The 24,732-nt window shown below is 66.5% G+C and carries 20 protein-coding genes; 15 read left to right on the top strand and 5 right to left on the bottom strand.

Annotated features, from left to right (window positions below; genetic code table 11):
• Positions 1-5,469, bottom strand: a complete 5,469-nt coding sequence (locus ACFXIV_RS27255; protein WP_379399043.1) for a biotin carboxylase N-terminal domain-containing protein — start codon at positions 5,467-5,469, stop codon at positions 1-3.
• Positions 5,470-5,646: 177 nt separating this feature from the next.
• On the opposite strand from ACFXIV_RS27255, the gene ACFXIV_RS27250 reads away from it, so the two are divergent.
• The 9 genes from ACFXIV_RS27250 to ACFXIV_RS27210 all read left to right on the top strand — a co-directional run bounded on the left by ACFXIV_RS27250 (position 5,647) and on the right by ACFXIV_RS27210 (position 11,147).
• Positions 5,647-6,150: a TcmI family type II polyketide cyclase gene (locus ACFXIV_RS27250; RefSeq protein WP_379399247.1), complete on the top strand. Its 504-nt coding sequence runs from the start codon at positions 5,647-5,649 to the stop codon at positions 6,148-6,150.
• Positions 6,151-6,408, top strand: a complete 258-nt coding sequence (locus tag ACFXIV_RS27245) for an acyl carrier protein (RefSeq protein WP_379399042.1) — start codon at positions 6,151-6,153, stop codon at positions 6,406-6,408.
• Positions 6,408-6,875: an SRPBCC family protein gene (locus ACFXIV_RS27240; protein ID WP_379399041.1), complete on the top strand. Its 468-nt coding sequence runs from the start codon at positions 6,408-6,410 to the stop codon at positions 6,873-6,875. Before ACFXIV_RS27245 ends, ACFXIV_RS27240 begins: the two co-directional genes overlap by 1 nt.
• 63 nt (positions 6,876-6,938) lie before the next feature.
• Positions 6,939-7,358: a cupin domain-containing protein gene (locus tag ACFXIV_RS27235; RefSeq protein ID WP_379399040.1), complete on the top strand. Its 420-nt coding sequence runs from the start codon at positions 6,939-6,941 to the stop codon at positions 7,356-7,358.
• The gene (locus ACFXIV_RS27230) at positions 7,355-8,608 is read left to right on the top strand and encodes a beta-ketoacyl synthase N-terminal-like domain-containing protein (protein ID WP_379399039.1); all 1,254 of its coding nucleotides are present in this window, start codon (positions 7,355-7,357) and stop codon (positions 8,606-8,608) included. Before ACFXIV_RS27235 ends, ACFXIV_RS27230 begins: the two co-directional genes overlap by 4 nt.
• Positions 8,605-8,964 carry an antibiotic biosynthesis monooxygenase family protein gene (locus ACFXIV_RS27225; RefSeq protein WP_379399038.1) on the top strand — a complete coding sequence of 120 codons (360 nt, stop codon included), beginning with the start codon at positions 8,605-8,607 and terminating at the stop codon, positions 8,962-8,964. Before ACFXIV_RS27230 ends, ACFXIV_RS27225 begins: the two co-directional genes overlap by 4 nt.
• A gap of 64 nt (positions 8,965-9,028) precedes the next feature.
• Positions 9,029-9,745, top strand: coding sequence for a class I SAM-dependent methyltransferase (locus tag ACFXIV_RS27220; protein WP_379399246.1), 717 nt, complete (start codon positions 9,029-9,031; stop codon positions 9,743-9,745).
• Between the two features lie 45 nt (positions 9,746-9,790).
• Positions 9,791-10,711, top strand: a complete 921-nt coding sequence (locus ACFXIV_RS27215; RefSeq protein ID WP_379421342.1) for a class I SAM-dependent methyltransferase — start codon at positions 9,791-9,793, stop codon at positions 10,709-10,711.
• A gap of 88 nt (positions 10,712-10,799) precedes the next feature.
• Positions 10,800-11,147: a hypothetical protein gene (locus tag ACFXIV_RS27210; RefSeq protein WP_379405779.1), complete on the top strand. Its 348-nt coding sequence runs from the start codon at positions 10,800-10,802 to the stop codon at positions 11,145-11,147.
• Here the strand turns inward: ACFXIV_RS27210 and ACFXIV_RS27205 are convergent.
• The gene (locus tag ACFXIV_RS27205) at positions 11,079-11,363 is read right to left on the bottom strand and encodes a zinc-ribbon domain-containing protein (protein WP_379405781.1); all 285 of its coding nucleotides are present in this window, start codon (positions 11,361-11,363) and stop codon (positions 11,079-11,081) included. The genes ACFXIV_RS27210 and ACFXIV_RS27205 overlap by 69 nt on opposite strands.
• 191 nt (positions 11,364-11,554) lie before the next feature.
• On the opposite strand from ACFXIV_RS27205, the gene ACFXIV_RS27200 reads away from it, so the two are divergent.
• From ACFXIV_RS27200 to ACFXIV_RS27175, 6 genes are all read left to right on the top strand, one after another.
• A complete protein-coding gene (locus ACFXIV_RS27200; RefSeq protein WP_379421341.1) occupies positions 11,555-11,938 on the top strand; it encodes a TcmI family type II polyketide cyclase in 384 nt (127 codons plus the stop codon).
• A complete protein-coding gene (locus ACFXIV_RS27195) occupies positions 11,939-12,196 on the top strand; it encodes an acyl carrier protein (protein WP_379405785.1) in 258 nt (85 codons plus the stop codon). It begins immediately after the preceding gene.
• A complete protein-coding gene (locus tag ACFXIV_RS27190; RefSeq protein WP_379405787.1) occupies positions 12,196-13,083 on the top strand; it encodes a cupin domain-containing protein in 888 nt (295 codons plus the stop codon). Before ACFXIV_RS27195 ends, ACFXIV_RS27190 begins: the two co-directional genes overlap by 1 nt.
• Positions 13,080-14,342 carry a beta-ketoacyl-[acyl-carrier-protein] synthase family protein gene (locus ACFXIV_RS27185; RefSeq protein ID WP_379405789.1) on the top strand — a complete coding sequence of 421 codons (1,263 nt, stop codon included), beginning with the start codon at positions 13,080-13,082 and terminating at the stop codon, positions 14,340-14,342. The genes ACFXIV_RS27190 and ACFXIV_RS27185 overlap by 4 nt, the downstream gene beginning before the upstream one ends.
• 139 nt (positions 14,343-14,481) lie before the next feature.
• Entirely contained in the window at positions 14,482-15,402 is a 921-nt protein-coding gene (locus ACFXIV_RS27180) for a class I SAM-dependent methyltransferase (protein ID WP_379421340.1), read from the top strand.
• A gap of 11 nt (positions 15,403-15,413) precedes the next feature.
• Positions 15,414-17,168 (top strand): MFS transporter, encoded by a 1,755-nt coding sequence (locus ACFXIV_RS27175; protein WP_379404158.1) that lies wholly within the window; start codon positions 15,414-15,416, stop codon positions 17,166-17,168.
• Between the two features lie 288 nt (positions 17,169-17,456).
• Here the strand turns inward: ACFXIV_RS27175 and ACFXIV_RS27170 are convergent, their stop codons facing one another.
• Genes ACFXIV_RS27170 through ACFXIV_RS27160 form a run of 3 tightly spaced genes read right to left on the bottom strand, consistent with a single transcriptional unit; the run spans position 17,457 to position 24,714 of the window.
• Entirely contained in the window at positions 17,457-19,715 is a 2,259-nt protein-coding gene (locus ACFXIV_RS27170; RefSeq protein WP_379404159.1) for an MMPL family transporter, read from the bottom strand.
• Positions 19,712-20,470 (bottom strand): thioesterase II family protein, encoded by a 759-nt coding sequence (locus ACFXIV_RS27165; RefSeq protein ID WP_379404160.1) that lies wholly within the window; start codon positions 20,468-20,470, stop codon positions 19,712-19,714. The genes ACFXIV_RS27170 and ACFXIV_RS27165 overlap by 4 nt, the downstream gene beginning before the upstream one ends.
• Positions 20,467-24,714, bottom strand: a complete 4,248-nt coding sequence (locus ACFXIV_RS27160) for a type I polyketide synthase (RefSeq protein ID WP_379404167.1) — start codon at positions 24,712-24,714, stop codon at positions 20,467-20,469. The genes ACFXIV_RS27165 and ACFXIV_RS27160 overlap by 4 nt, the downstream gene beginning before the upstream one ends.
• Positions 24,715-24,732 lie beyond the last annotated feature (18 nt).

The raw sequence follows: 24,732 nt of genomic DNA, 5'->3' as shown, positions 1-24,732 counted from the left end.
CTAGGAGGCCGCTGCGCCGGCCATGCCACGCTCGATCGCCGCGACGATCTGCGGGCGTAGCGCCGCCGCGGGGATGATCGAGTGCACCGAACCGACCTCGCGGGCGCGGGCGATGGTGTGGATCGCCTCGAACTCGGCGGCGACCTCGCCCAGCTTGTCCGACCGCACCGCGGCCTGCCGGGCGGCCAGTTCGACTCGCAGCCGGGCCCTTTCGGCGCCGTCGGCGGCGATCCGCTGCTCGAGCGCGCGCACTTCCGGGTCCGCCGCGGTGCGGTCGTTCACCTCGCGGGAGAACACGACCGCCGCCGCGGGTGCGCCGCCGATCACGGAGGCGAACGAGCCTTCGACCGCGAGCACCTCCATATTGTCGTTGAGTGCGCCGGAAAAGACCACGAACGCTCCGCCGTGGTAGCGCGAGATCACGCAGAACACGATCGGGCCGTCGAAATTGACGATCGCGCGGCCGATTTCGGCGCCGTATTCCAGTTGGATGTTGCGCAGTGATTCGGGCGAGCCGTCGAAACCGGAGAGATTCGCCAGAATCACCACGGGCCGGTTGCCGCTGGCGGCGTTGATCGCGCGGGCAGTCTTCTTCGACGACTGCGGGAAGAGGGTTCCCGAGGTCCAGGTGTCCGGGCCGTCGGCCGGGACCCAGCCCTTGCGCTGGATCGTGCGAGATTCGAAGCCCACCACGGTCACCGGATAGCCGGCCAGATGGGCGTCGAACACCACCGCGGTGTCGGCGCCGGCCATGTCCGCCCACCGCTCCAACACCGTGTGGTCCTGGTCGACCACCGACCGCATCACCGTGCGGATATCGAACGGCTTCTTGCGCTCCGGGTTCTGCTCGGCGGAGAAGATGTCGCCGACGACGCTGAAGTCGCTGGAGCGGTGCACGTGCGGATAGCTGCGCACATCGCGGTCGACCGGATCGGTGGTGACCGCCCGACGCGGGAAACGTTCGCCCGGAGCGACATACGCGTGCTCGTAGTGCGCGAAGAGGATGTCGCAGGCGGCGGTCAGGTTCGGCGCCCAGTACTGCGCCTCGCCGTTCGGGCCCATCACCCGGTCGTAGCCGCCGATGCCGAAGTTGTCCTCGGCCGAGACACCACCGGAGTAGTCCAGCGACTGCTTGCCGGTGAGCACCATCGCGCTGTCCGGAGTCATCACCAGAATGCCCTTGGTGTGCGCCAGCATGGTCGCCTCGGCGTTCCAATACGGCTGGGCGCCAACATTGATGCCCGCGACGATGATGTTGATCTCGCCGCCGCCCTGGGTGAACGTGATGATCCGGCGCAATGCGCGCGACACCCAGTCCATGTTCTCGGTGCCGCTGTCCATCGAGATGGTGGCACCGGAGGACAGCGTGAACCATTCCACCGGCACGCCAAGGCTTTCCGCGAGATCGATGGCGGCGACCACGCGTGCGCATTCGTTCCCGGCGACGGTTCCCAGCGCCTTGGTCGGGTCGCCGAACAGGGCGATACGGGTCATGCCCTCGGGATAACGGTCGGTGATCGTGGTCACCTGCCCCACGATCACGCCGGCCGTATTGCGGCCGTACGGGCGGTCCACCGGCACCAGCTTTCCGGACGAGTCGAGGTCGAGCTCGGTGAAGCTGCCGAGACCGCGGGTCAGCAGCGGGATCAGTTCGTACGGATAGACGGCGCCGCGAGCCCTGGCACGCTGCACCCGCTGGGCGTACTCGTCGAGGGGGCGCAGCGGATCGGTGGGCGGCTCGGTGATCGCGAAACTGATCTCGTCGCTCGAATGATACGAGAAGCGCAGCGCCACATCACGGATCGTGTCGTCGGGGCCCGTCGAGAGGCGGCCGATGACGGTGATCTCCTCCAGTCCGGCGCCCAGGGTCAGTGGCGCGATGGTGCGCGCGATCACCTCGATGCGGTCGGGCGGGATCTCCATCACCGGCCAGACGAACAGCGCAATCCGGTTGTGGTCCAACCGCTTCGGCTCACGCTGCGTCTGCGCCCGGCGGATGCCGTCGAGGCACGCCGCGATCTTGCGCTCGATCGCCGGTACGGTCACGATCTCGCCGTTCTCGTCACGCTTGGCGGAAAAGTCGCGTACCTCGGCAAGTGCGATGAACCGCTCGTCGGCCGGATTGTGCTTGGCGACAGAGTGATACAGATAGATGCCGGACGGCGCGGGCAGACGGGTGCCGTTGAAGTTCTTCAACCGCCACAGGTCCAGGCGCTGCCCGGTGAGCGGATGCATGTCGCGGATGATGAGGTCTTCGGAGAGACCGGATTTCGTGCGGCGGAAGGTGACGTGCCGGACGTCGGCGGTGTCGCCGTCCAGGACCGCCACCGAGATACGCCGCCAAGTGCCCGATTGCGGATGCGCTTCCAGTTCGGTGCGCAGCGCCGCCGACAGCTCGTCCCCGTCGGCCGGTGCATCGGGCCACGAAATATACACGTCGACAACCAGATTCGGCACATTCGGCCCCGCCACGTCGGCCACGACATCGAGCGTGGCCGGCAGGTCGGCATGTTCGGCAACCGTGGAGACCAGGTGCAGCCGCTCCCCGGCGAGCTCGAACGTGCCGGTCACCAGGTGCCGGCCCGAGCGGTCGAAGGCCATCACATCGTCGAGGTCGTGGATCCGGTAGTACTGCCGGGTGATCACCTCGAGCAGTGGGTTCGGATCCGAGATATATTGCCCCAGTAGGCCGGTCAACGGTTCCGGGGCGTCGACCATGGCCGCGACGCGCCGCGCGTAGAAGGAGGCGCCGGGCCGCCGGACCAAGTAGGCGAGGCTGCCGCGCACCTTGTCGTACACATCCTCGCGGGCCACGCGGATCAGCGGCTCGTCGAATACCCGGAAGCGCAGGGTGCGTGCCACGTCGCCGATCAGCGGGTAACGCAACTGCGTGGCCAGGATGAGCCGGTCGAGCACCTCCCTGAGCTCGGGCACCTCCGCGGTGCGCTCGTCGGCATTGGCCAGCCAGCGCTCGAGTTCCCCGGCGATCACCGGTACCTGGTTGTCCATCCGTTGCAGGGCCAGGAACAGGCGATAGACCGCCTCCTCCAGTTCGGGCGTGCGGTCGAGCGAGGTCACATCGTAGTGTCCCAACGCACGAGAAAGCCTGGCGCGGAAGGACTCCGGCAATCCCTGCACATCCACATCGAGTGACTGCAGGAACGAGTGGAAGTGCTCGCGCGGGCTGTGGACGGGGTCGGCCACCTCGCTCTCGCCGATGGTCGGGCGGTTGCGGGACAGCTCGCAGACGTCGGCGAAGGTGGTCAGGATCGCCAGTTCCGCCCCGGTCAGCTCCGGGTCGTCCTCCGACAGCTCGTTGCGCAGCTCGTTGTACTCCTCGAGCAGCGTGCGGGCTCGGGCGGCGCTGACGTCGTAACCCGTGAGCAGGGTGCTCAGGGCGTCGAGCCGCGCGAAGGCCTCGGAGCGGGCGTCGCCGCGGATCTGCTCGAGCGGTGCGAACTCCACGCGGCGGCTCTCGGCGGCGCTCCCGAGGGCGTCACCGGTATCGATGGCGTCCACCCGCAGTAGCGGCGCACCGGCATCCACCTGCGAGTTCACCACGGCGTTGAGTTCCCGGACCCGTCCCGGACCGGGGGCGCGGACCGCGGTCTCCATCTTCATGGATTCCAGCACCACCAGGGTGGCGCCGGCCTCGACCTCGTCGCCGACGGCGACCGGAACCGCGACCACGACGGCGGGCGCGGGCGCCCGCACAATGCCGGCCTCGTCCTGACTGATCTGATGGCCGACGCCATCCACCTCGACCAGGTAGCCGGTCGGCCCGGCCACCGAGACGACGTGATGGCGGCGGTGAGCGATCGCGTAGCGGCTTTCGAAGGCGCTCAGCCGATCGACGACGACCTCCAGATCACCGGAATCGCCGCTCACCTGGTAGCGCCGCGGGCCCACCTGGCCGACCACCAGGGTGTAGGGCTGGTTGCGATAGGACAGCTCCACCGTCCGCCCGATGGCGTGCCTGGCCCGTGGGCGGCCGCCGCGTGCGGAGGAGAGGAAGGCGGCACGCTCGTGCGCTTCCTCGGTGTCGTAGGTGTCGATGGCGGCGGCCAGCAGCGCGACATCGGCGACCGCGGTCGGGCCGTCCGCGGTGCCCGCGCCGGTGCGATCCAGCCAGCCGGTATCGGCCTCGCCGGAGATCAACTCGGGGCGGCTCAGCAGGTCCAGCAGGAATGACTTGGTGGTGGTGCCACCCTCGACGACGACCGTGGTCTCGCGCAGCCCGGTGCGCAGCCGGGCGAGCGCCTCGTCGCGGTCGCGGCCCCACGCGATCACCTTGGCCACCATCGAGTCGTAGTCCGGCGGGATCACGTCGCCCTCGGCGATGCCGGTGTCCACCCGCAGGCCCGAGCCCAGCGGGAACCTGAGCAGTTGCAGCCGGCCGGGTGCCGGAGCAAAACCGTTGTCGGCGTCCTCGGCATTGAGCCGGGCCTCGATCGCGTGGCCGAACTCCGTCGGGCATTCGCCGTCGAGCGTGCCACCGGACGCCACGTGGATCTGCAGCTTGACCAGGTCGAGGCCGGTGGTGGTCTCCGTAATCGGGTGCTCGACCTGGAGGCGGGTGTTCACCTCGAGGAAGGTGAAGCGTCGCTCGTCGGGCTGGTAGAGATATTCGACGGTGGCGGCGCCGCAGTAGCCGGCCGCCTTCACCAGGTCGGCGGACACCTTGCGCAGGTGATCGGCCTCGTCCTTGGTCACCACCGGAGACGAGGATTCCTCGATTACCTTCTGGTTCTTGCGCTGGATGGAACAGTCCCGCACGCCGGGCGCCCACACCGTGCCGTGGCTGTCCGCGATCACCTGGACCTCGATGTGGCGGGCGCCGGTGACCAGGCGTTCCAGGAATACGACGGGGTCGCCGAAGGAACGTTCGGCCTCGCGCTGGGTGCGCTCGAGTGCGAGATCCAGTTCGTCCTCGGCGTACACCTTGCGGATGCCGCGGCCGCCGCCGCCCGAGCGGGCCTTGACGATCAGCGGATAGCCGATGGCGTGTGCGTGCCGGCGCGCGTCGGCGCCGGTCTCGACCGGGCCACCGGACCAGGGCGCGACCGGGACCCCGACCTTCTCGGCCAGCAGTTTGGCCTCGATCTTGTCGCCGAGCAATCGCATGGCGTGCGAGGACGGACCGATGAAGGTGATGCCGAGCTTGCTGACGAGATCGGCGAACATCGGGTCCTCGGCCACGAAGCCCCAGCCCACCCAGACCGCGTCGGCCGCGGCCTCGATCAACGCGCGCTCGAGCTCGGCGTGGTCGAGGTAGGGATTGGTGGCGCCGTTGCGCCGCAGCGTGACGGTCTCGTCGGCCTGGCGAACGAACAGCGCACGCCGCTCGGCATGGGTGTGCAGGGCGATGGTGCGGATCCCGTGGTCGTACTCGGCATTGAGCTCGCGGACAGCCCGGATCAGACGCACTGCTGGTTCGCCTCTATTGACTATGGCAATCCGCTGGATCATTTCTCCGTCCATTCTCGTGTCGGCGAATCGCGTCGTCGGCATTCATTGTTAACACCGCTTCGACGGTGTGGCGCGCAACGGCACCGAGAGAGTCATCAAAAAGTGTCCCACCGCCGGACGTCACCTCAGGTGTTGATTGTCTTCACCCTGGGGACGAGTCGGAGGGCCTCGAGGGTGATGGATACCGACCGGTCTCAACTCGTAGGTTCGTTGTATCCCGGAAAGACAGATATCGGGTTCCATGTTCCCCACCAAAGCTCAAGTAGGAGAAGGCCGATGGTATTTCAACCACATCGTTCGCTGATCGTGGCTCACGTGCGTCCGGATGCTATTTCCAACGTTGGCGAGATCTTCGCGGAATCCGATTCGTTGACGGATCTTCCGGCGATTGCGGGTGTGGCCCGGCGTGAGCTGTGGGCTCTGGATGATCTGTATGTGCACCTGGTGGAGACCGAGGAGCCCGGCGGCGCTGCGATTGGCAGGGCTGCGCGGCATCCGGAGTTCGCCCGGGTGAGTGCCCGGTTGCGCGAGTTCGTCTCGCCCTACCTCCCGAACTGGCAATCGCCGGAGGATGCGCGGGCTCGCATGTTCTACAGCTGGACACCGGAATCCGGTCCGAGGCTGGAGATCCCGAACCGATCGGCTTCGGGTTTCACTACACGAGGGAAGGAAGAGAAGTAAATGTCGGATGTATTCACCATCGAGACGTTGCGCGCGGTCTTGGACGAGCATGTCGGGGTCGACATCGGTCCGGAGGAGTTGGAGAGGGCGGACGCGCTGACTCTGGAGGAGATCGGTGTGGATTCGTTGGCGGTCTTCGAGATTCAGAGTGTTGTGGAACGTGATTTCGATGTCAGGTTGCCTGCCCAGCTGCTCGGGATGACCGGTGGTGACGTGGTTCGGTTCGTCGAGTTCGCTTTTATCAAGGAGGCCGCGTGATGTCGGGTCATACAGAGAATTCGATCCTGATCGATGCGCCGCTCGAGGTGGTGTGGGATTCGACCAATGATGTTCGGTCCTGGCCGGATTTGTTCTCCGAGTATGCCGCGGTCGATGTTCTCGCGGAGGACGGCGATACCGTCCGGTTCCGGCTCACGATGCATCCGGACGGGGCGGGGCAGGTGTGGAGCTGGGTCAGTGAGCGGACCGTTGATCGGGTGAATCGGACCGTGGACGCGCATCGGGTGGAGACCGGGCCGTTCGAGTACATGCAGATCCATTGGAGTTATGCCCAGTCCGGATCGGGTACGCGGATGACCTGGGTTCAGGACTTTCATATGCGTCCGGGTGCGCCGATCGACGACGCCGGGATGACCGATCGCATCAATACCAACAGCGTGATCCAGATGCAGCTCATCAAGGAAAAGGTCGAAGGACATCTCGCTGCCGCACGGCCGCTCGCCTGACCGCCACACCAAGAGGCCCCCGAAGCCACCATGCCGCATCACTCATCGAGAGGAATTTTGACTATGACGAAGTTACCGCCGGCTCGCATCGATGTCTCCGACCTGCCCGCCGACCGTCGCCGGGGCGGTGAAATCAGGACTGTGCTGAGTCCGAAAACCGTTGGCAGCACGTCCGGTTTCACCGGAGTTGCCACGCTGGAGCCGGGGGAGCGTATCGCCGAGCACTATCACCCGTATTCGGAGGAGTTCCTGTATTGCGTGCAGGGAGACCTCACCGTCGACCTCGACGATGAGCAGTGGTCGTTGTCCGCGGGGCAGGGATTGTTCGTGCCGATCGGTGTCCGGCATCGCACTCGTAATACCGGGACCGAGCCCGCGAGCATCGTCTTTCATCTCGGACCGCTCGCCCCGCGACCCGAACTCGGTCATGTGGACACGGAAGCGTCTACGGATGGCGCCGCGACCGCGCAGAGAGCGCGATGAACCGCCGCGCAGTGATCACCGGGATCGGTGTCGTCGCCCCGAGTGGAAACTCGGCGAGCGAACACTGGAAAACCGTTGTGGCAGGCGAGAATCGGATCGCACCGGTCACGCATTTCGATGCCTCCGCGTACTCGACCACGCTGGCCGGAGAGGTCCGTGACTTCGTGCCGGAGGAGTACCTGGATCGTCGTCTGATCGTGCAGACCGACCGGTGGACGTGGATGTCGCTGGCGGCGACAGCACAGGCCTTGACCGATGCCGAGCTCGATCCGTCCACCGTCGATCCGTACCGGCAGTCGGTGGCCCTGGCGGCCTCGACGGGCGGAAATCAGTTCGGCCAGCGGGAGATGCAGCGGCTGTGGTCAGGATCGACGCGCACCGTCGGCACCTATCAATCGATCGCCTGGTTCTATGCGGCAAGCGCTGGGCAAACCTCCATTCTGCATCAGATGAAGGGTCCGTCGAGCGTGCTCGTCGCCGAAGCGGCGGGCGGCCTGGACAGCCTCGGATACGCCGCGCGCGCGATCGGTCGCGGCGCCGCCGACGTCGTCCTGGCCGGCGGCACCGAGGCGCCACTGTGCCCTTACGCGCTCACCGCCTCGCGCCGCAGCGGATGGATGAGTCGGCAGACGGACCCCGAACGCGCATATCTGCCCTTCGACGCCGATGCCGCCGGATATGTCCCCGCCGAGGGCGGCGCCATCTTCGTCGTGGAAGAAGAGCAGCACGCACTACGGCGCGGCGCACCGTACGTGTACGCGGAGGTCGCCGGGTATGCGGCCACCCAGGACGGTCGTACCTCCCGCCCCTGGGGCGACACCACAGCCGAGCAGCCGTCGAGGTACCTTGCCGCCGCATTGCAGCGAGCACTGGACCGGGCGCAGGCCGCGCCAGGGCACACAGATGTCGTGTTCGCCGACGCGGTCGGTGTGCCGGCTGCCGACCGGGCCGAAGCCGACGCGATCCGCACCGTCTTCCCCGGCGGGGTACCCGTCACCGGTCAGAAAGGACTGCTGGGCAGAGCTTCCCAGGGCAGCTCCGCGCTCGACGTCGCAACCGCTGTGCTGGCCATGCGGGAACGAACGCTGCCCGCGTTCGGGGCGTTGCCCAACCCGGCCCCGGGGTGCGAACTCGATTTCGTCGCTGCTCCGCAGCGAGCAACCGTCGACATCGCCGCCGTCGCCGCACGCGGATACGACGGCTTCAACAGTGCGCTGGTTCTGCGCCGACCCGAAGGAGTCTCACAGTGAACGACAACGAGAGCATTAACGGCAGCCGCCTCGGGCGCGGTCGTGTCGTCTTCTTGATCACCGTGCCACTGGAACGGCAAAACGAGTTCCTCGCTGCCTACGAGGACATCCGGCACGTCGTCGCCGAGGGCGTTCCCGGGCATATCGCCGACCAGGTCTGCCAATCGGCGACCGATCCCGAGCAATGGTTGATCACGAGCGAGTGGCAGGACCTCCAGGACTTCTACGACTGGGAGGCCACGCCGGAACACCGCACGCTCGTCGGTCCGATGCGTGAATGTTTCACCGCCGCAAGGTCATTGAAGTTCACCATCGTGGCGGCCACGACCGCCGCAGCCCGCGAGACGGCCTGGTAGATCCGGCCGGGCTGCCCCATCACCACCGAAACATCAACCCGACACGGTCGGAGAAGTGATCATCATGCGCATTTCTAAAGTCGCATCGAACAAATCTGAAGAAGACATCTCGGCACCAACTGCCGCACGCATTCGCGCCGGCGCCGAGCACTATAATCGGTCGGAGTTGGCCGTGTATGACCGGATGGTATTAGGGACGGTGAGTCGCTGGATCTGGCGATGTCCACGCACAAGAATGTTGGCGCACTATGACGCCAATATCGCCGGTCGCCATCTCGACATCGGCCCGGGAACGGGATGGTTTCTGGACCATAGTCAACTCCCGCCGAATCCGTCGATTACATTGCTGGATCTGAACGATGTAGTGCTCGACACCGCCGCGAGACGCATCGAGCGCTATCACCCCACCACCTGCCAGAGCAATGTTTTCGAACCACTGAACCTCTATCCTGCCGCACAGTTCGATTCTGTCGGGATGAACTTTCTCTTGCACTGCTTGCCCGGTTCGGTCCGGCAGAAATCGGTGGTCTTCGACCATGTGATACCTCATCTCGCGCCCGGTGCCCGGGTATTCGGAAGTACTATTCTGGGCGAAAGTGGCGAGCATACCCCCTGGTCGCGCACACTGATGCGTTACCTGAATCGAGAAAAGGTATTCGGCAACAGCGAGGACAGCATCGAGTCGATCTCGCACGAGTTGAAGTCGCGTTTCGCCGAGGTACATATCCAGCAGTCAGGTGTCGTCTGTCTCTTCTCCGCGCGCGATCCGCATCGAGCTTGACGACCGAAAGATCAGCCCGGCTTTGGCCGGAGAAAAGTGTTGATTATGCGTAATGACAACGATTCCTGGGACATCAAGACGAGTGTCGGCGCTACCGCGTTGTTCGTCGCGGCGGCTCGTGGCCTGGCGGCTCGGCATCCGCAGGCATTGGCTGTGGATCAGTTCGCGGAAGTGTTCTGTCGTGCCGCGGGCGACGAGTGGGCCGCGTTGTTCGGCGCCGATGCGGAGCAGACGAAGAATCATCCCCTGCGCGCTCCCGGTTTCGGACCGCTGTTTCAGGATTTCCAAGCAGCGCGGACGCGGTATTTCGATGACTATCTGTGTTCGGCCGCGGATGCGGGTGTGCGTCAGGTCGTGATCGTCGCCGCCGGCCTGGATTCTCGCGCGTACCGCCTGGCGTGGCCGGACGGCACGGTCGTGTACGAACTCGACCGCTCGCAGGTGCTCGATTTCAAGCGTGATGTGCTTGCCGATGCCGGCGTGCAGGCGACCGCCGAGCGTCACGAGGTCGCGGTCGATCTTCGTGATGATTGGGCGAGTGCGTTGCGTGAGAACGGTTTCGATCCGTCGGTTCCGACGGCGTGGCTCGTCGAGGGTCTGGTCATCTATCTCACCCCCGATGCCCAGAATCAACTGTTCGAAACCCTGAACGCGCTCTCCGCTCCCGGTAGTTGGCTGGGCGTCGAAGAGATGGCGACGATCGATTCCGGTGTGTATGCGGCTATGACCACTCCGTCGACCGATCCCGACAGTTACGACCAGGGTCGCGGCGCGCAGTGGGCCGGCCTCATCTACAACGAGGGCAAAACCCAAGCGGTGCAATGGTTCCTGCCTCATGGCTGGAGCGGTGCCGCTACCGGTCTGGTCGACTACCTGACATCCCTGGGGCGCGCCGTGCCTGCCGGGAAGGGGCCGGTGGGGCATTTCGACCCGTCTCTGATGAGTCTCGCCACCGTACGGAAATAACCCACGCCGCGATGTGCGGCCTCTACCTCAACGACCCGACCGCATGGCAAACCCTGAACGAACCACCGGGCGTCTAGCCTGTGGAGCCATGACATTCGTCTACAACCTGGTGGTCGTCGTCCATCTGCTCTGTATGGCGGCGGTCATCGGCGGTTATGCCCTCGCACGGCCGAAGGTGTCGGAGTGGATGTTGTGGGGTGCACGGGCGCTTGTCGTCACGGGCCTGGTGATGGTCCTCATGGCCCACTTCATCCATTCGCTGGACAAGCATCTGCTCATGTCCAAGATCGTGGTCAAGCTGGCGATCGGGGTCTCGGTGGCGGGCCTGGCCGAACTCGGCCACTATGCCAAGCGCGACAAGGTGATTTCATGGTCGGCGCATGCGGCCGGCTCGCTGGCGATCGCCAACGTGTGCGTGGCCGTGCTCTGGCACTGAGCTGGTCTGCGAGATCGGGCATCGCCGAGGGAATACGTTCGTCTCCCATTCAAAATTGCATTTCCTGCAAAGCCGCCGGGCTTTCGCGCCACTACCGGGAAGGACCTCAGCCGGGCTGAGGTCCTTGTTCTTTGTTGGGGCGGCCTCGAAAATGGTCGAATCGTCAGCGGCGCAACAAAATTGGTGAGATCGGCTGAATGTGCTGCGCAACGGCATCGTGAAAGTCGTCAACTGTCGCCTCACCGTCGGGTGCCACCTAGGTGTTGATTGTCTTCACCCCAGGCGGACGGATGGACAACCGCACGGTTATGGATACCGACTGGTCTGAACTCGTAGGTTTGTTGTACCCCGAAAAGACAGATATCGGGTTCCATGTTCCCCACCAAAGCTCAAGTAGGAGAAGGTCGATGGTGATTCCACATCGTTCGCTGATCGTTGCTCATGTACGTCCGGACGCTATTTTCAACGTTGGCGAGATTTTCGCTGAGTCCGATTCGTTGACGGATCTGCCGGCGATTGCGGGTGTGACCCGGCGTGAGCTGTGGGCTCTGGATGATCTGTATGTGCACTTGGTGGAGACCGAGGAGCCCGGTGGTGCCGCGATCGGTAGGGCTGCGCGGCATCCAGAGTTCGCCCGGGTGAGTGCCCGGTTGCGCGAGTTCGTCTCGCCCTATCTCGCGAATTGGCTGTCTCCGGAGGATGCGCGGGCGCGCATGTTCTACAGCTGGACACCACAGACCGGTCCTTCACTGGGTTCCGGTCTCACCACACGAGGGAAGGAAGAGAAGTAAATGTTCGACACGTTCACCATCGAAACGCTGCGCGCGATCCTGGACGAGCATGTCGGGGTCGACATCGGTCCGGAGGAGTTGGAGAGGGCGGACGCGCTGACTCTGGAGGAGATCGGTGTGGATTCGTTGGCGGTCTTCGAGATTCAGAGTGTTGTGGAACGTGATTTCGACGTCAGGTTGCCTGCCCAGCTGCTCGGGATGACCGGTGGTGACGTGGTTCGGTTCGTCGAGCTCGCATTCATCGGGGAGGCCGCGTGATGTCGGGACACACAGAAAACTCGATCCTCATCGACGCGCCCCTCGAGCTGGTGTGGGATTCGACCAACGACGTGCGGGTCTGGCCGGATCTGTTCTCCGAATACGCTGCCGTCGATGTTCTCGCGGAGGACGGCGATACCGTCCGGTTCCGGCTCACGATGCACCCGGACGGGGCGGGGCAGGTGTGGAGCTGGGTCAGCGAGCGGACCGTTGATCCGGTCAACCGGACCGTGGACGCGCATCGGGTGGAGACCGGGCCGTTCGAGTACATGCAGATCCACTGGCACTATGCCGAGTCCGGATCGGGTACGCGGATGACCTGGGTTCAGGACTTTCACATGCGTCCGGGCGCGCCGATCGACGACGCCGGGATGACCGATCGCATCAACACCAACAGCGTGATCCAGATGCAGCTCATCAAAGAAAAGGTCGAAAAGCGCCACAACGCCGCGGCCGAGACGATCGCCACGCCGAGCATTCGGCCGGGCCGCGTCGATGTTTCCGACCTGCCCGCCGACCGCCGCCGCGGCGGTGAAATCAGGACCGTGCTGAGCCCGAAAACCGTTGGCAGCACGTCCGGTTTCACCGGCGTTGCCACCCTCGAGCCGGGTGAGCGTATCGCCGAGCATTACCACCCGTATTCGGAGGAGTTCCTGTATTGCGTGCAGGGAGACCTCACCGTCGACCTCGACGATGAGCAGTGGTCGCTGGCAACGGGGCAGGGACTGTTCGTACCGATCGGCGTCCGGCACCGGGTGCGCAATACCGGGACCGAGACCGCAAACATCGTCTTCCACCTCGGACCGCTCGCCCCGCGACCCGAACTCGGCCATGTGGACACGGAACTATCCTCGGCTGCCCCCGGCACCGCGGAGAAAGCACGATGACCCGGGTCGCCGTCACGGGGGTCGGCGTCGTTGCTCCGGGCGGGATCGGACGCACGTCGTTCTGGGACTGCCTGTCGTCCGGGCGCACAGCGACCCGCCGGATCAGGTCCTTCGATCCGACGGGTTTCCGCTCCCAGGTGGCGGCGGAATGCGATTTCGATCCGCAGACGGCCGGGTTGTCGCCGAGGCAGGTGCGCCGCTTCGATCGGATGACGCAGTTCGCTCTCGTCGCCGCCCGTGAGGCGGTCGAGGACAGCGGTCTGGAGCTGTCCGACGCCGCGCGCGACATGTTCGGGGTGTCGCTCGGCTCAGCGGTCGGCGCGACCATCACCCTGGAGAACGACTACGTGATCGCGAGCGACAGTGGCCGGGATTGGCTGGTCGACGAGGGCTCCGTGCAGCCCTACCTGTATCAGGCCCTCGTCCCCAGCAGTATGGCCGCCGAGGTGTCGGCAAACTTCGAATTGCACGGTCCGGCAACGGTTGTCTCGACGGGCTGCACGTCCGGGATCGACTCGATCGGTCACGCACTGCACTTGATCGAAGACGGCGACGCCGACTTCGTCCTCGCGGGCGCATCGGACGCGCCGATCTCGCCGATCTCCGTCGCGGCATTCGACGCGATCCGCGCGACCACCGATGACAATGACGACCCCGTGCACGCCTCGCGGCCTTTCGATCTGACGCGCGCCGGTTTCGTGCTGGGGGAGGGTGCGGCGGTGCTGATGTTGGAGAAGCTCGACCACGCCCTGGCTCGGGGCGCCCACATCTACTGCGAGATCGGCGGGTATGCCTCGCGCTGCAACGGCTTCCACATGACCGGACTGCGCCCGGACGGGCTGGAGATGAGCATGGCCATCACGGATGCGATGAACCAATCACGGCTCAACCCCGACGCGCTCGGGTACATCAGTGCTCACGGCTCGGGCACGAAGCAGAACGACCGCCATGAAACGGCGGCCTTCAAGAAGGCGCTGGGTGCCGCCGCGTACGAGGTTCCGATCAGCTCGATCAAGTCGATGATCGGGCACTCGCTCGGCGCGATCGGCGCGATCGAGATGGCGGCCTGCGCATTGGCGATCGATACCGGGGTGATCCCGCCGACCGCCAACTGGAGTAACCGAGACCCCGAATGCGATCTGGACTACGTCCCGAACATCGCGCGCACCGCCACCGTCGATACGGCTCTGTCGGTCGGCAGTGGGTTCGGCGGTTTCCAGTCCGCGATGGTCTTCACACGACCGGCGGAGTTGCGATGAACCGCCGCGCAGTGATCACCGGGCGGTGAACACCGAGCACTCGTCGGGCCGATGCGTGAATGTTTCACCGACACAACCTCATTGAATTTCATCCCCACCGAAAGATCAGCCCGGTATTGGCCGGAGAAAAGTGTTGATTATGCGTAATGACAACGATTCCTGGGACATCAAGACGAGTGTCGGCGCTACCGCGTTGTTCGTCGCGGCGGCTCGTGGCCTGGCGGCTCGGCATCCGCAGGCATTGGCTGTGGATCAGTTCGCGGAAGTGTTCTGTCGTGCCGCGGGCGACGAGTGGGCCGCGTTGTTCGGCGCCGATGCGGAGCAGACGAAGAATCATCCCCTGCGCGCTCCCGGTTTCGGACCGCTGTTTCAGGATTTCCAAGCAGCGCGGACGCGGTATTTCGATGACTATCTGTGTTCGGCCGCGGATGCGGGTGTGCGTCAGGTCGTGATCGTCGCCGCCGGCCTGGATTCTCGCGCGTACCGCCTGGCGTGGCCGGACGGCACGGTCGTGTACGAACTCGACCGCTCGCAGGTGCTCGATTTCAAGCGTGATGTGCTTGCCGATGCCGGTGCGCAGGCGACCGCCGAGCGTCACGAGGTCGCGGTCGATCTTCGTGATGATTGGGCGAGTGCGTTGCGTGAGAACGGTTTCGATCCGTCGGTTCCGACGGCGTGGCTCGTCGAGGGTCTGGTCATCTACCTCACCCCCGATGCCCAGAATCAACTGTTCGAAACCCTGAACGCGCTCTCCGCTCCCGGCAGCTGGCTCGGCGTCGAAGAGATGGCGACGATCGATTCCGGTGTGTACGCGGCTATGACCACTCCGTCGACCGATCCCGACAGCTACGACCAGGGTCGCGGCGCGCAGTGGGCCGGCCTCATCTACAACGAAGGCAAAACCCAAGCGGTGCAATGGTTCCTGCCTCATGGCTGGAGCGGTGCCGCTACCGGTCTGGTCGACTACCTGACATCCCTGGGGCGCGCCGTACCCGCCGGCAAGGGGCCGGTGGGGCATTTCGACCCGTCTCTGATGAGTCTCGCCACCGTACGGAAATAACCCACGCCGCGATGCCGCAAGCCCGACCGGACGGCCGATGTGCCGCCCTACAACACAACCGTGACGATGCGGATTCACCCGGCCGCGACCACTCCGCACCCAGCACGCCGCCGGACCGCAGACGTTGGATCGCGCTCGCCGTGGTCCTCGTCGCGGGGTTCATCGATCTGCTGGATTCCACCATCGTCAATGTCGCGGTGCCGAGCATCCAACGTGACCTCGGGGCGCAGTATGCGCAGCTCGAATGGATCGTCGCGGGATACGTGCTGGCGTTCGCGGCTGTCCTCATCACCGGTGGCAGGCTCGGCGATATCTACGGCCGCCGCCGGGTGTTCCTGACGGGCGTTGCAGGGTTCACCATCGCCTCGGCGCTGTGCGGCATCGCCGTCAGCCCCGGCATGCTCATCGTCTCGCGGTTTCTGCAGGGCGGAAGCGCGGGGCTGATGGTGCCGCAGATCCTCGCGATCATCCACGTCACATTCCCGCGCGAAGAGCGCGGCCGGGTGTTGGGCATCTTCGGTGCCGTGGTCGGATCGGCGGCAGTGGTCGGGCCGACCGTCGGTGGTGTGCTCGTCGACTGGAATGTGTTCGACCTCCAGTGGCGGCCGATCTTTCTGGTCAACGTCCCGGTCGGTATCGCGGCCGTCGTGGCGGCCCTGTTCGTGGTGCGCGAATCGAGGTCCGCGACCGCTCCGAAGCTCGACCTCGTCGGCGCCACCCTCGCCACGGCCGCGATCGCGATGCTTGTGTACCCGCTCACGGAGGGACGCCGATTCGGCTGGCCGGCCTGGACTTTCGTCATGATGGCGGGCGCGGCCGCGATGCTTGCGGTCCTTGTCGTCCACGAGAACCGGCGAGCCCGGACGGTCGGTTCACCGCTGATCGTGCTCGGATTGTTCCGGCGGCGGTCGTTCTCGATCGGCAGTGTGCTCTGGCTGATCTTCTGGATCGCGCTCGGCGGCTTCTTCCTCGTCTGGACGCTCTACATGCAGGTCGGCCTCGGCTGGTCGCCGCTGCGGGCCGGTCTGACCTTCGGCGTGTTCGCTGCCGGCGCTGCGGCGGCGGCAGGCATTTCCGTGGAGGTGCTCGTACCCCGGTACGGGCGGCGAGTGCTGATGGCGGGGGCACTGTTCAATGCGACGGGCTTCGCCGGCTACGTGTGGGCCGCGTGGCACTTTGGTCCCGCGATCACCTCGTGGGAAATGATTGCGCCGCTGGCCATTTCGGGTCTCGGCTTCGGCCTTATCGTCTCGCCGACCATCGATTTCGTGCTGACGGAGGTCCCCGGGGACGATGCCGGTTCGGCGTCCGGTCTGTTGAACACCGCTCAGCAGCTCGGCATCGCACTCGGGGTCGCACTCGCCGGCGTGGTCTTCTTCGCCCAGCTCGACAGTGGTTCCGGCCGCGGCGTCGACGTGGTCGCACCCCAGGTCCGCACCGAATTCACTGCGGCCGGCCTGAACACACAAGCGCAGACGCAGATCCTCTCCGGCTTCCGGGCATGCGTGCAGGACAGATCGGCCGGCACCAACCCCGCCGAGACCCCTGCGAGCTGCCAGGCTGTCCAGGGTCCGTCCACCCAGTCTGGAAAGCCCGATCGGGTCACCGAAATCCTCAGCGACGCAGGCAAAAAGGCCAACGCCGAGAACTTCTCCCGCACGTTCGGGCTCACACTGTGGTGGGGCGTAGGAATTCTCGCCGCCGTCTTCGTGGGATTCTTCGCGGTGCCGCGCCGTGCAGAACACCACGATCCGAACGATCTCTGACTATCGAACTTCCTTGTGGCAGCGGGCTCAGACGGTGTCTCATGTCGCCGTGATTCGTTCGCCGCGTGCCGGATTCGGTTGCGCGGCATGATGTCCGGCCGTGATCGACGAGTTGTCGCGCCGGCTGGTGGTGCTCGACGAACTGCCCAAGGCTTGATCGACTGGTCGCGGGCGGTGATCGATGCGGCGCCGGTGTGGGCGAAACCGTTGGTGTTTCGGCCGCCGACACCAACCTATCGGGAGTGTGGCCGCACGACCTCTGTCGGCCGAGTGCCGCGCGAAGGGGCATCATCCCGCGAGTTGTCCTGCGACCGAACAACCTGTCGCCGCACCTGTGCTCGACGGCCTGTCGATGGCGATCACTTCGGCGACCATCGGTGTCCGCACCCGCGGGCTGGGGACCGTCGACGATTCCTTGCACCCGATGCGCGCGTGCAGCCGGCGCAATGGTCGTGGCGCCCACCAGTTCAGGTCGCCGGCGATCCGCATGAAGGCCGGGACCAGGACGCCACGGATCAAGGTGGCGTCGACGAGGACCGCCAGTGCGGTCCCGATACCGAACATCTGCATGAACGACAGGCCGGTCGCGAACGACAGCAGTGTCACGGTGAGCAGGGCCGCCGCGCTGCTGACGATGCGGCCGACGCGGCCGAGGCCCTCGATGGTGGCCGCGGTGGTGTCCGCGCCCGCGTCGTGTGCCTCCTTGATGCGGCCGAGCAGAAAGATCTCGTAGTCCACCGAGAGGCTGAATGCGATGCAGCACAGCAGCACCACCATCGCGATATTGAGCGGTGCCGGAGTGAAACCGAGCAGCCCGGCCAGGTGACCGTCCTGGAACACCCAGACCAGGGCGCCCAGCACGGCCGAGAGCATGAAGATGTTCAGCACCAGCGCCTTGATGGGCACCACGATGCTCCCGGTGAACAGGAACAGCAGCACCAGTGTCGCTCCCGCCATGATCGCCAGCGCCGGTGCCAGCCGGCCGGTGATCGCGGCGCGGCTGTCGATCAGCGACGCCGTCGGCCCGCCCACCGAATGGTCCCCCGGTAGTGCGCGAATCGCGCGCACCAAAGCCTGCGAAGCCGGGCTCTGAACGGTCGTCGACGGCTGTACCTCTACGAATCCGGTTGTCCCCGAGAGGAATCGGGTGGCAGCCGGCCGGGGTGCGGTCACCAGCACGCCACCCTCGTACCGGCCGAAGGCGCCGTCGACATGGCGGACGCCGGGCATGGTCGAGACCTGCCGGGCGAGCGGTTCCAGCGTTTGCGGGTCGTGATCGGACAGCACGGTGACGGCGTTGGACATGTCCGCCGGGTAGTCGTCGCGGATCGATGTCGTGACCTGCCGGGCAGCGGAGTCGGCCGGCAGCGCCCGCTCGTCCGATGTCGCGAACTGTGCGTGCGCGAACGGGATTCCCATCAGGAGCAGCAGCGCCATGACTCCCAGCGCGGCCCGCAGCGGCCGGTGAGTGACGGCCATCGCGGTGCGCCGCCAGAATCGCGACGGCTGCGCCAGCCGATCCCGGCGGCGGCGCAATGCCAGGGCATCGACGCGGGATCCGAGCAGGCTCATCAGCGCCGGCAGGACGACGACCGCGGCCAGCGCGGCCAGCAGCACCACCACGATCGCGGCGATACCGACCGACCGCAGGAAAGACGTGGGGAACACCAGCATTCCGGCCATGGCGACGGTGACGGTGGCCGCACTGAACAGGATCGTGCGCCCGGCTGTCGTGACAGCCTCCACGACAGCCTGTTCCGGCTCGTGACCGCGTTGTCGCTCCTCGCGGAATCTCGACACCGTCAGCAGGCCGAAATCGATTGCGAGCCCGAGTCCGAAGGCGGTGGCGACGGTGAGCGCATACACCGACACCTCGGTGACATGGGCCAGCCAGAAGAGCACCCCGGTGGTGGACACGATCGAGACGACGCCCACCGTCAGCGGCAGCAGCGCGGCCATCACGCTGCCGAACACCACGATCAGCAGGAGCAGGGTCGCGGGCAGTGCGATCGATTCGGAGACGACGAGATCGCGGTGCACCCGGCTCTCGATGTCGTTGGTCAGGCCGAGCTTGCCGCCCGCCCGCACCTCGATCGCCGGGTCGTCGGTGGGCAGGTCATCGACGATCCGCTTGGTGATCTGGGCCGCCGCTTCCGGGCTGCCGTTCGGATGCAGCAACACCAATCCGGACCGGCCGTCCGCGCTACGCAGCTCCGGCGTGCCGGTGGACCAGTACGAGCCCACGACCGCCACGTCCGGTTCGGCAGCGATCTTCTGTGTCAATCGCTGTGCGGCCGTTGCCACTTCGGGGCTGCCGACATCGCCGTAGCGCGCGGTCACCTGCAGGATCAGATCAGGGGAGCCGCCGAACCGGGTGTCGAGGACGTCCTGGACATGGGCGGACTCCGAGTGCGGATCGTCGAATCCGCCGACCTTCAAATGCTGGGACACCCCGGCCCCCATCAGCCCCGTGAGCACGAGGACGACGGTGGTGAGGGCGAGGACCAGCCGGGGGTGTGCGACGGTGGCGGTGGCAAGGCGTCTCAAGATGGCAGGCTCGCTTCGGATCGGGTATATCGGCGCAGCAGCTGCCGTAGGTGGCGGAACAGAAGTTCCTTGTGTTCGGTGAGGTAGAAGTGATCGCCCGGAAGGATCCGCACCTCGTGGAAGTCGGTGGTGCACCCCGCCCAGGCGGCCAGGTCGAGTTCGCCGGCCAGCGGATCGGCGTCGCCGCCGAAGACGTGGATCGGGCAGGGCAACGGTGGCTCGGCGGCCTGGGGGTCGCTTGCGCACAGATGCAGATCGTCACGGGTCGTCGCGAGCAGATCGCCCAGTAGCGCGGGAAATTCGAGCAGTTCTGCGGGCAGCCCGCCGAGGTCGGTGAGCAGCCGGATCAGTGCCGCGTCGTCGAGGGTGTCGGTCAGCGACAACGCCATCGGCAGCGGGGGAGCGGCACACCCGGACAGCAGCAGCGCCCGGGGAGCGGTTCGCCCACTGCGATGGCGGCGGCAGGCCAACCGGTAGGCGATCAGAGCGCCCATGCTGTGCCCGAAGAACAGGTGCGGTTCGGTGAGGAACTCGTCCAGCTGATCGTCGAGCTCCGCGAGCAGTGCCTCGATATCGGTGAAGCGGGCCTCTCCGGCGCGGCGCTCGCGGCCGGGCAGCAGCACCGGCCAGACCGTCGCGTGCGGGTGCAGCGCGCGCTGCCATCCGTGGAACAGCGAGGCGCCGCCCCCGGCGTGATGGAAACAGAACAACCTCAGGCCCTGCTCGTCGCCGGGCCGAATCAGATACCGGGTCATGGCAACGCGGCCAATTCCTCGCCCAGCACCCGCACCGTGTGCCGGATCTGCTCCTCGGTGTGGCACACCGTGACGAAGAACCGCAGCCGGGCCAGATTCTCGGGCACGGCCGGATACAGGATCGGATTGACGTTGATTCCGCGCCGCAGCAACGCATTCGACAGTGCCAGCGTCTTCATCGAATCACCGACGATGCACGGGATCACCGGCGTGGCGAAGCTGTCGCCGGTGTCGACACCGGCATTCCTGGCCAGTTTCAGGAACAGCTCCGACCGGGTCCGCAGCTGCTCGAGCAGCGCGGGCCGGGACCGCAGCTGCCGCAGCGCCGCCAGCGATGCCGCCGCATTGGGCGGGGTGATGCCGACGCTGTAGATGAATCCGGGCGTGGTGTATTTGAGGAATCGGATGAGCTCGGCGCTACCCGCCACGTACCCACCGCACCCGGCGAGCGCCTTGGACATGGTGCCCGACCACAGCTCCACATCGGCACGGTCGACGCCGAAATGCTCGCCGATGCCGGCACCGGTCGCGCCGAGCACCCCGATGCTGTGCGCCTCGTCGATCATGAGCAGCGCGCGGTGCTTCTTCTTCACCGCGATGAGCGCGGGCAGGTCCGGGATGTCACCGTCCTGGCTGTACACGCCCTCGATGACGATGAGCACTCGCCGGTATTGATGCCGAATCTCGGTGAGCAGGCGGTCGAGTGCCTCGTGGTCGTTGTGCGGGAACGGCCGCCGGGTGGCGCCGGAGAGCTTGCAGCCCTGCAGAATACTGTCGTGCGCCACGCTGTCGTGCACGATCAGGTCGCCCTCCCCGACGATGTGCCCGATCACCGTCACATTGGTGGCGTGCCCGCTGACCATCGCGAGCGCATCCTCGGTGCCCAGCAGGGCGGAGAGTTCCCGCTCGAGTTCGGCATGAATCGGTTTCTCGCCGGAGAGCAGCCGGCTGGCCGAGCACGAGCTGCCGTACCGCGCGACCGCATCCTGGACCGCCGACACGACGGCGGGATGCCCCGACAGGCCTAGGTAGTTGTAGCTGGAGAAGTTCAGCACCTCGCGGCCTTCGATCACCGACGTGTCCCGGGTGACTCCGTCATTGACGAGGAAGTAGGGGTTGGACATGCCCAGGGACTCGGCCAGCGCGATGCGCTCCGAGATCGCCTTGACCTCGGGGAAATCCGCGATGCGATGCTGGGGTTCGACGGCCGGTCGTGGTTCGGCGACGGGTTCGGGTACGACGTGCTCGCCGCGGTGACGGGCGACGAGTGCGGCCACATCGCCGAGAGTCGTTGCGGGGGTGTACCAATTCGGCTCGATGACCAGTCCCGGGAACTTCCTGGCGAGGCCGCCGAACAGGTCGGCGATCATGATCGAGTCGAATCCCAGGTCGCCGCCCAGGGTTTGGATGGTGCTCACCTTGTCTGCCGGAAACCCGCTGACCCGAGCGACTTCGGCGCGGACGGCAGCCGAGATGGCCGGACCCTGCTCAGCAGGGGTGGGCTGCACCCGCATTTCCGGTGTGGCCGAAGTGTTCCGGGCCGCGGCCGCGAGGACGGCGGCCTGCTCGCGGAAGAGCTCGATCAGTTGATCCATGGTGGTGTCCGTCGTGTGCCGTGTGGTCGGAGTGGGTGTTTCGGTGCTGGGCGCGGGGGCCTCCACCTGCGTCCAGAAGCGGTGGGTGGTGGCGAACTCGTAGCCGCCGATGCGGTGCCGCACCCGGGCGGCGGGTTCGTAGAGGACGTCCCAGTCCGGGTTCAGACCGTCGCGATACAGCGCCGCGACCGTCGAGTCGAGCTCGTGACCGGTCGCATTCGGTCCGGGGCAGGGCACCTGGATCGGCAGGTCGAGCTCGGCGTGGGCGCGGCCGACCATCGGGGCCAGCGTGCGCCGGGGACCCACTTCCACGAGGTGGGTGGGCTCGGCCCGCAGCGCGGCCGCCGCGGCATCGGCGAACCGCACCGTGGCCTCGACGTGTTCCACCCAGTAGGCGGCGTCCATCGGCTCGTCGGCGTCGAGCAGGCGTCCGCGCACGCTCGAATAGACCGGGATTTCGGGCCGGCGGTAGTGGCATTCGCCGGCCACCTCGGCGAAGGCGTCGAGCATCGGCTGCATCAGCGGCGAGTGGAATCCGTGCGAGACGGTGAGCGGGCGCGCGGTGACCCCGAGGTCGGTGAGCACCGCACCGATCCGTCCGACGCCATCGGCGGCACCGGACAGCACCAGCTCCCGTGGACCGTTCACCGCGGCCACCGCGACACGGGGCTCGGCGGCGATCAACTCGGCGAGCTCGGAGGTCGTGCCGCGGACCGCGAGCATCGTTCCACCGTCGGGCAGCTGCTGCATGAGCCGGCCGCGGGCACAGACCAGCCGGCACGCGTCGTCCAGGCCGAAGACTCCGGCGACCGCGGCGGCCGCGTATTCGCCGACGCTGTGGCCGAGCAGCCAGGCCGGCTCGACGCCGAGGTCGGTCAGCACCCGGGCCAGCGCGTACTCGACCGCGAAGATCGCCGGCTGCGCGAACTCGGTCCGGTGCACGAGTTCGCTTCCGCCGAGCAGCAGTTCGGTCACCGAGCGGTGCAGGTGCGGTGCCAGCTGTGCGTCCACCTCCGCGAGCGCCCGCCGGTAGGCAGGACTGCGCTCGTGCAGCGCGCGCGACATCCCGGGATACTGCGAGCCCTGGCCGGTGAACAGCCAGCCGATCGACAACGGCTGCGCGACACCGGATTCGGGCCCCGTGCCCGAGGCGAACGCCCGCAGCGCCGACACCGCCTCCGTCCGGTCGCCGACCGCGAACGCCAGTCGATGCCGACCGGAGGACTTCACCAGATTGCTCGACCAGCACAGCCGATTCAGCGCGGCGGGATCGTGGTCGATGTGCTCGGCGAGCCGGGCGGCGTTGCGCCGCAGACCATCCCGGTCGTTCGAGGAGACGGTGAGCACGCCGCCACCGCCGGTCGCCGCCGGAACGCTGGTCGCGGGAGCGCCGGCCAGCAGCATGTGCGCATTGGTCCCGCCCATACCGAAGCTGCTGACGGCGCCGTGAATCGGGCCGTCCGGCAACGGCATCGGCTCGTGCAGCAGTCGCAGCCCGTGGGCGGCCAGCCCCAGCCGCGGATTCTCGTCGGCGGCGAACCTGGTGGGCGGGACGACACGGTGGCGCAGGCTGAGCGCCACCTTGATCAGACCCGCGATGCCGGCCGCGCCCTCGGTGTGGCCGAGGTTGCCCTTGATCGACCCGATCGCGCACGGCCGCGGCCGCTCGACCGCGTGCACCGCGCCCAGCGCCTTGGCCTCGATCATGTCGCCGAGAACCGTTCCCGTGCCGTGTGCCTCGACGAAGGCGACCTGCTCCGCGGACACGCCGGCGCGCCGGTAGGCCTCGGCAATCACCTGCTGCTGTGCCCAGCGGTTGGGCGCGGTGATGCCGTTGCTGCGCCCGTCGTTGTTCACCGCACTGCCCTTGATCACCGCGTGGATCGGCAGACCCTCGGCCAGGGCATCGGCGAGCCGCCGTAGCACCACCACCGCGACGCCCTCGCCGCGGCCGATGCCGTCGGCCTTGCCGCTGAACGGCTTGCACCGCCCGTCCGGGGCCGACAGGCCGGCCTGGGTGTAGAAGACATTGAGTGCGGGCGTGACGGTGATGTTCACCCCGGCGGCGAGAGCCTGATCGCATTCCCCTGCCGACAGTGCGACACACGCCTGGTGCACCGCGACCAGCGAGGACGAGCAGGCGGTGTCGATGGCCAGACTCGGGCCCTTCAGGTCCAGCTGATAGGAGATCCGATTCGCGGTCATGAAATAGCCGTTACCCGAACCCATTTGGGGCGTGATGCGCGCGTGGTCGCGCATGTGCACGGTCGCCCACTCGTTGGCCATGACGCCGACGAAGACACCGGTGTTCGACCCGGAATGGCGGCGGGGGTCGAGGGTGGCGTCCTCGAACGCCCGCCAGGCGGCCTGCAGCAGCAGCCGCTGCTGCGGATCCATCGCCTGCGCCTCGCGCGGAGCGATGCCGAAGAACTCGTGGTCGAATGCGTCGGCATCGCAAAGGAATCCGCCACTGCGGTTGTTGACCGATCCCGGTCCGCCCGCCGGATCGTGGAATTCGGCTGCCCGCCAGCGCTGCTCGGGCACCTCGGTGACGGCATCGGCGCCGGCCATAAGCAACGCCCACAACGCTTCGGCATTCGGCGCCTGCGGGAACCGGCAGTCGAGGCCGACGATCGCGATATCGGTCATGCTGTGCCGATCGGGCAT

It is taken from the genome of Nocardia sp. NPDC059236, assembly GCF_042754085.1.
Classification (GTDB): domain Bacteria; phylum Actinomycetota; class Actinomycetes; order Mycobacteriales; family Mycobacteriaceae; genus Nocardia.
This window is presented reverse-complemented; position numbering and strand designations above follow the sequence as displayed.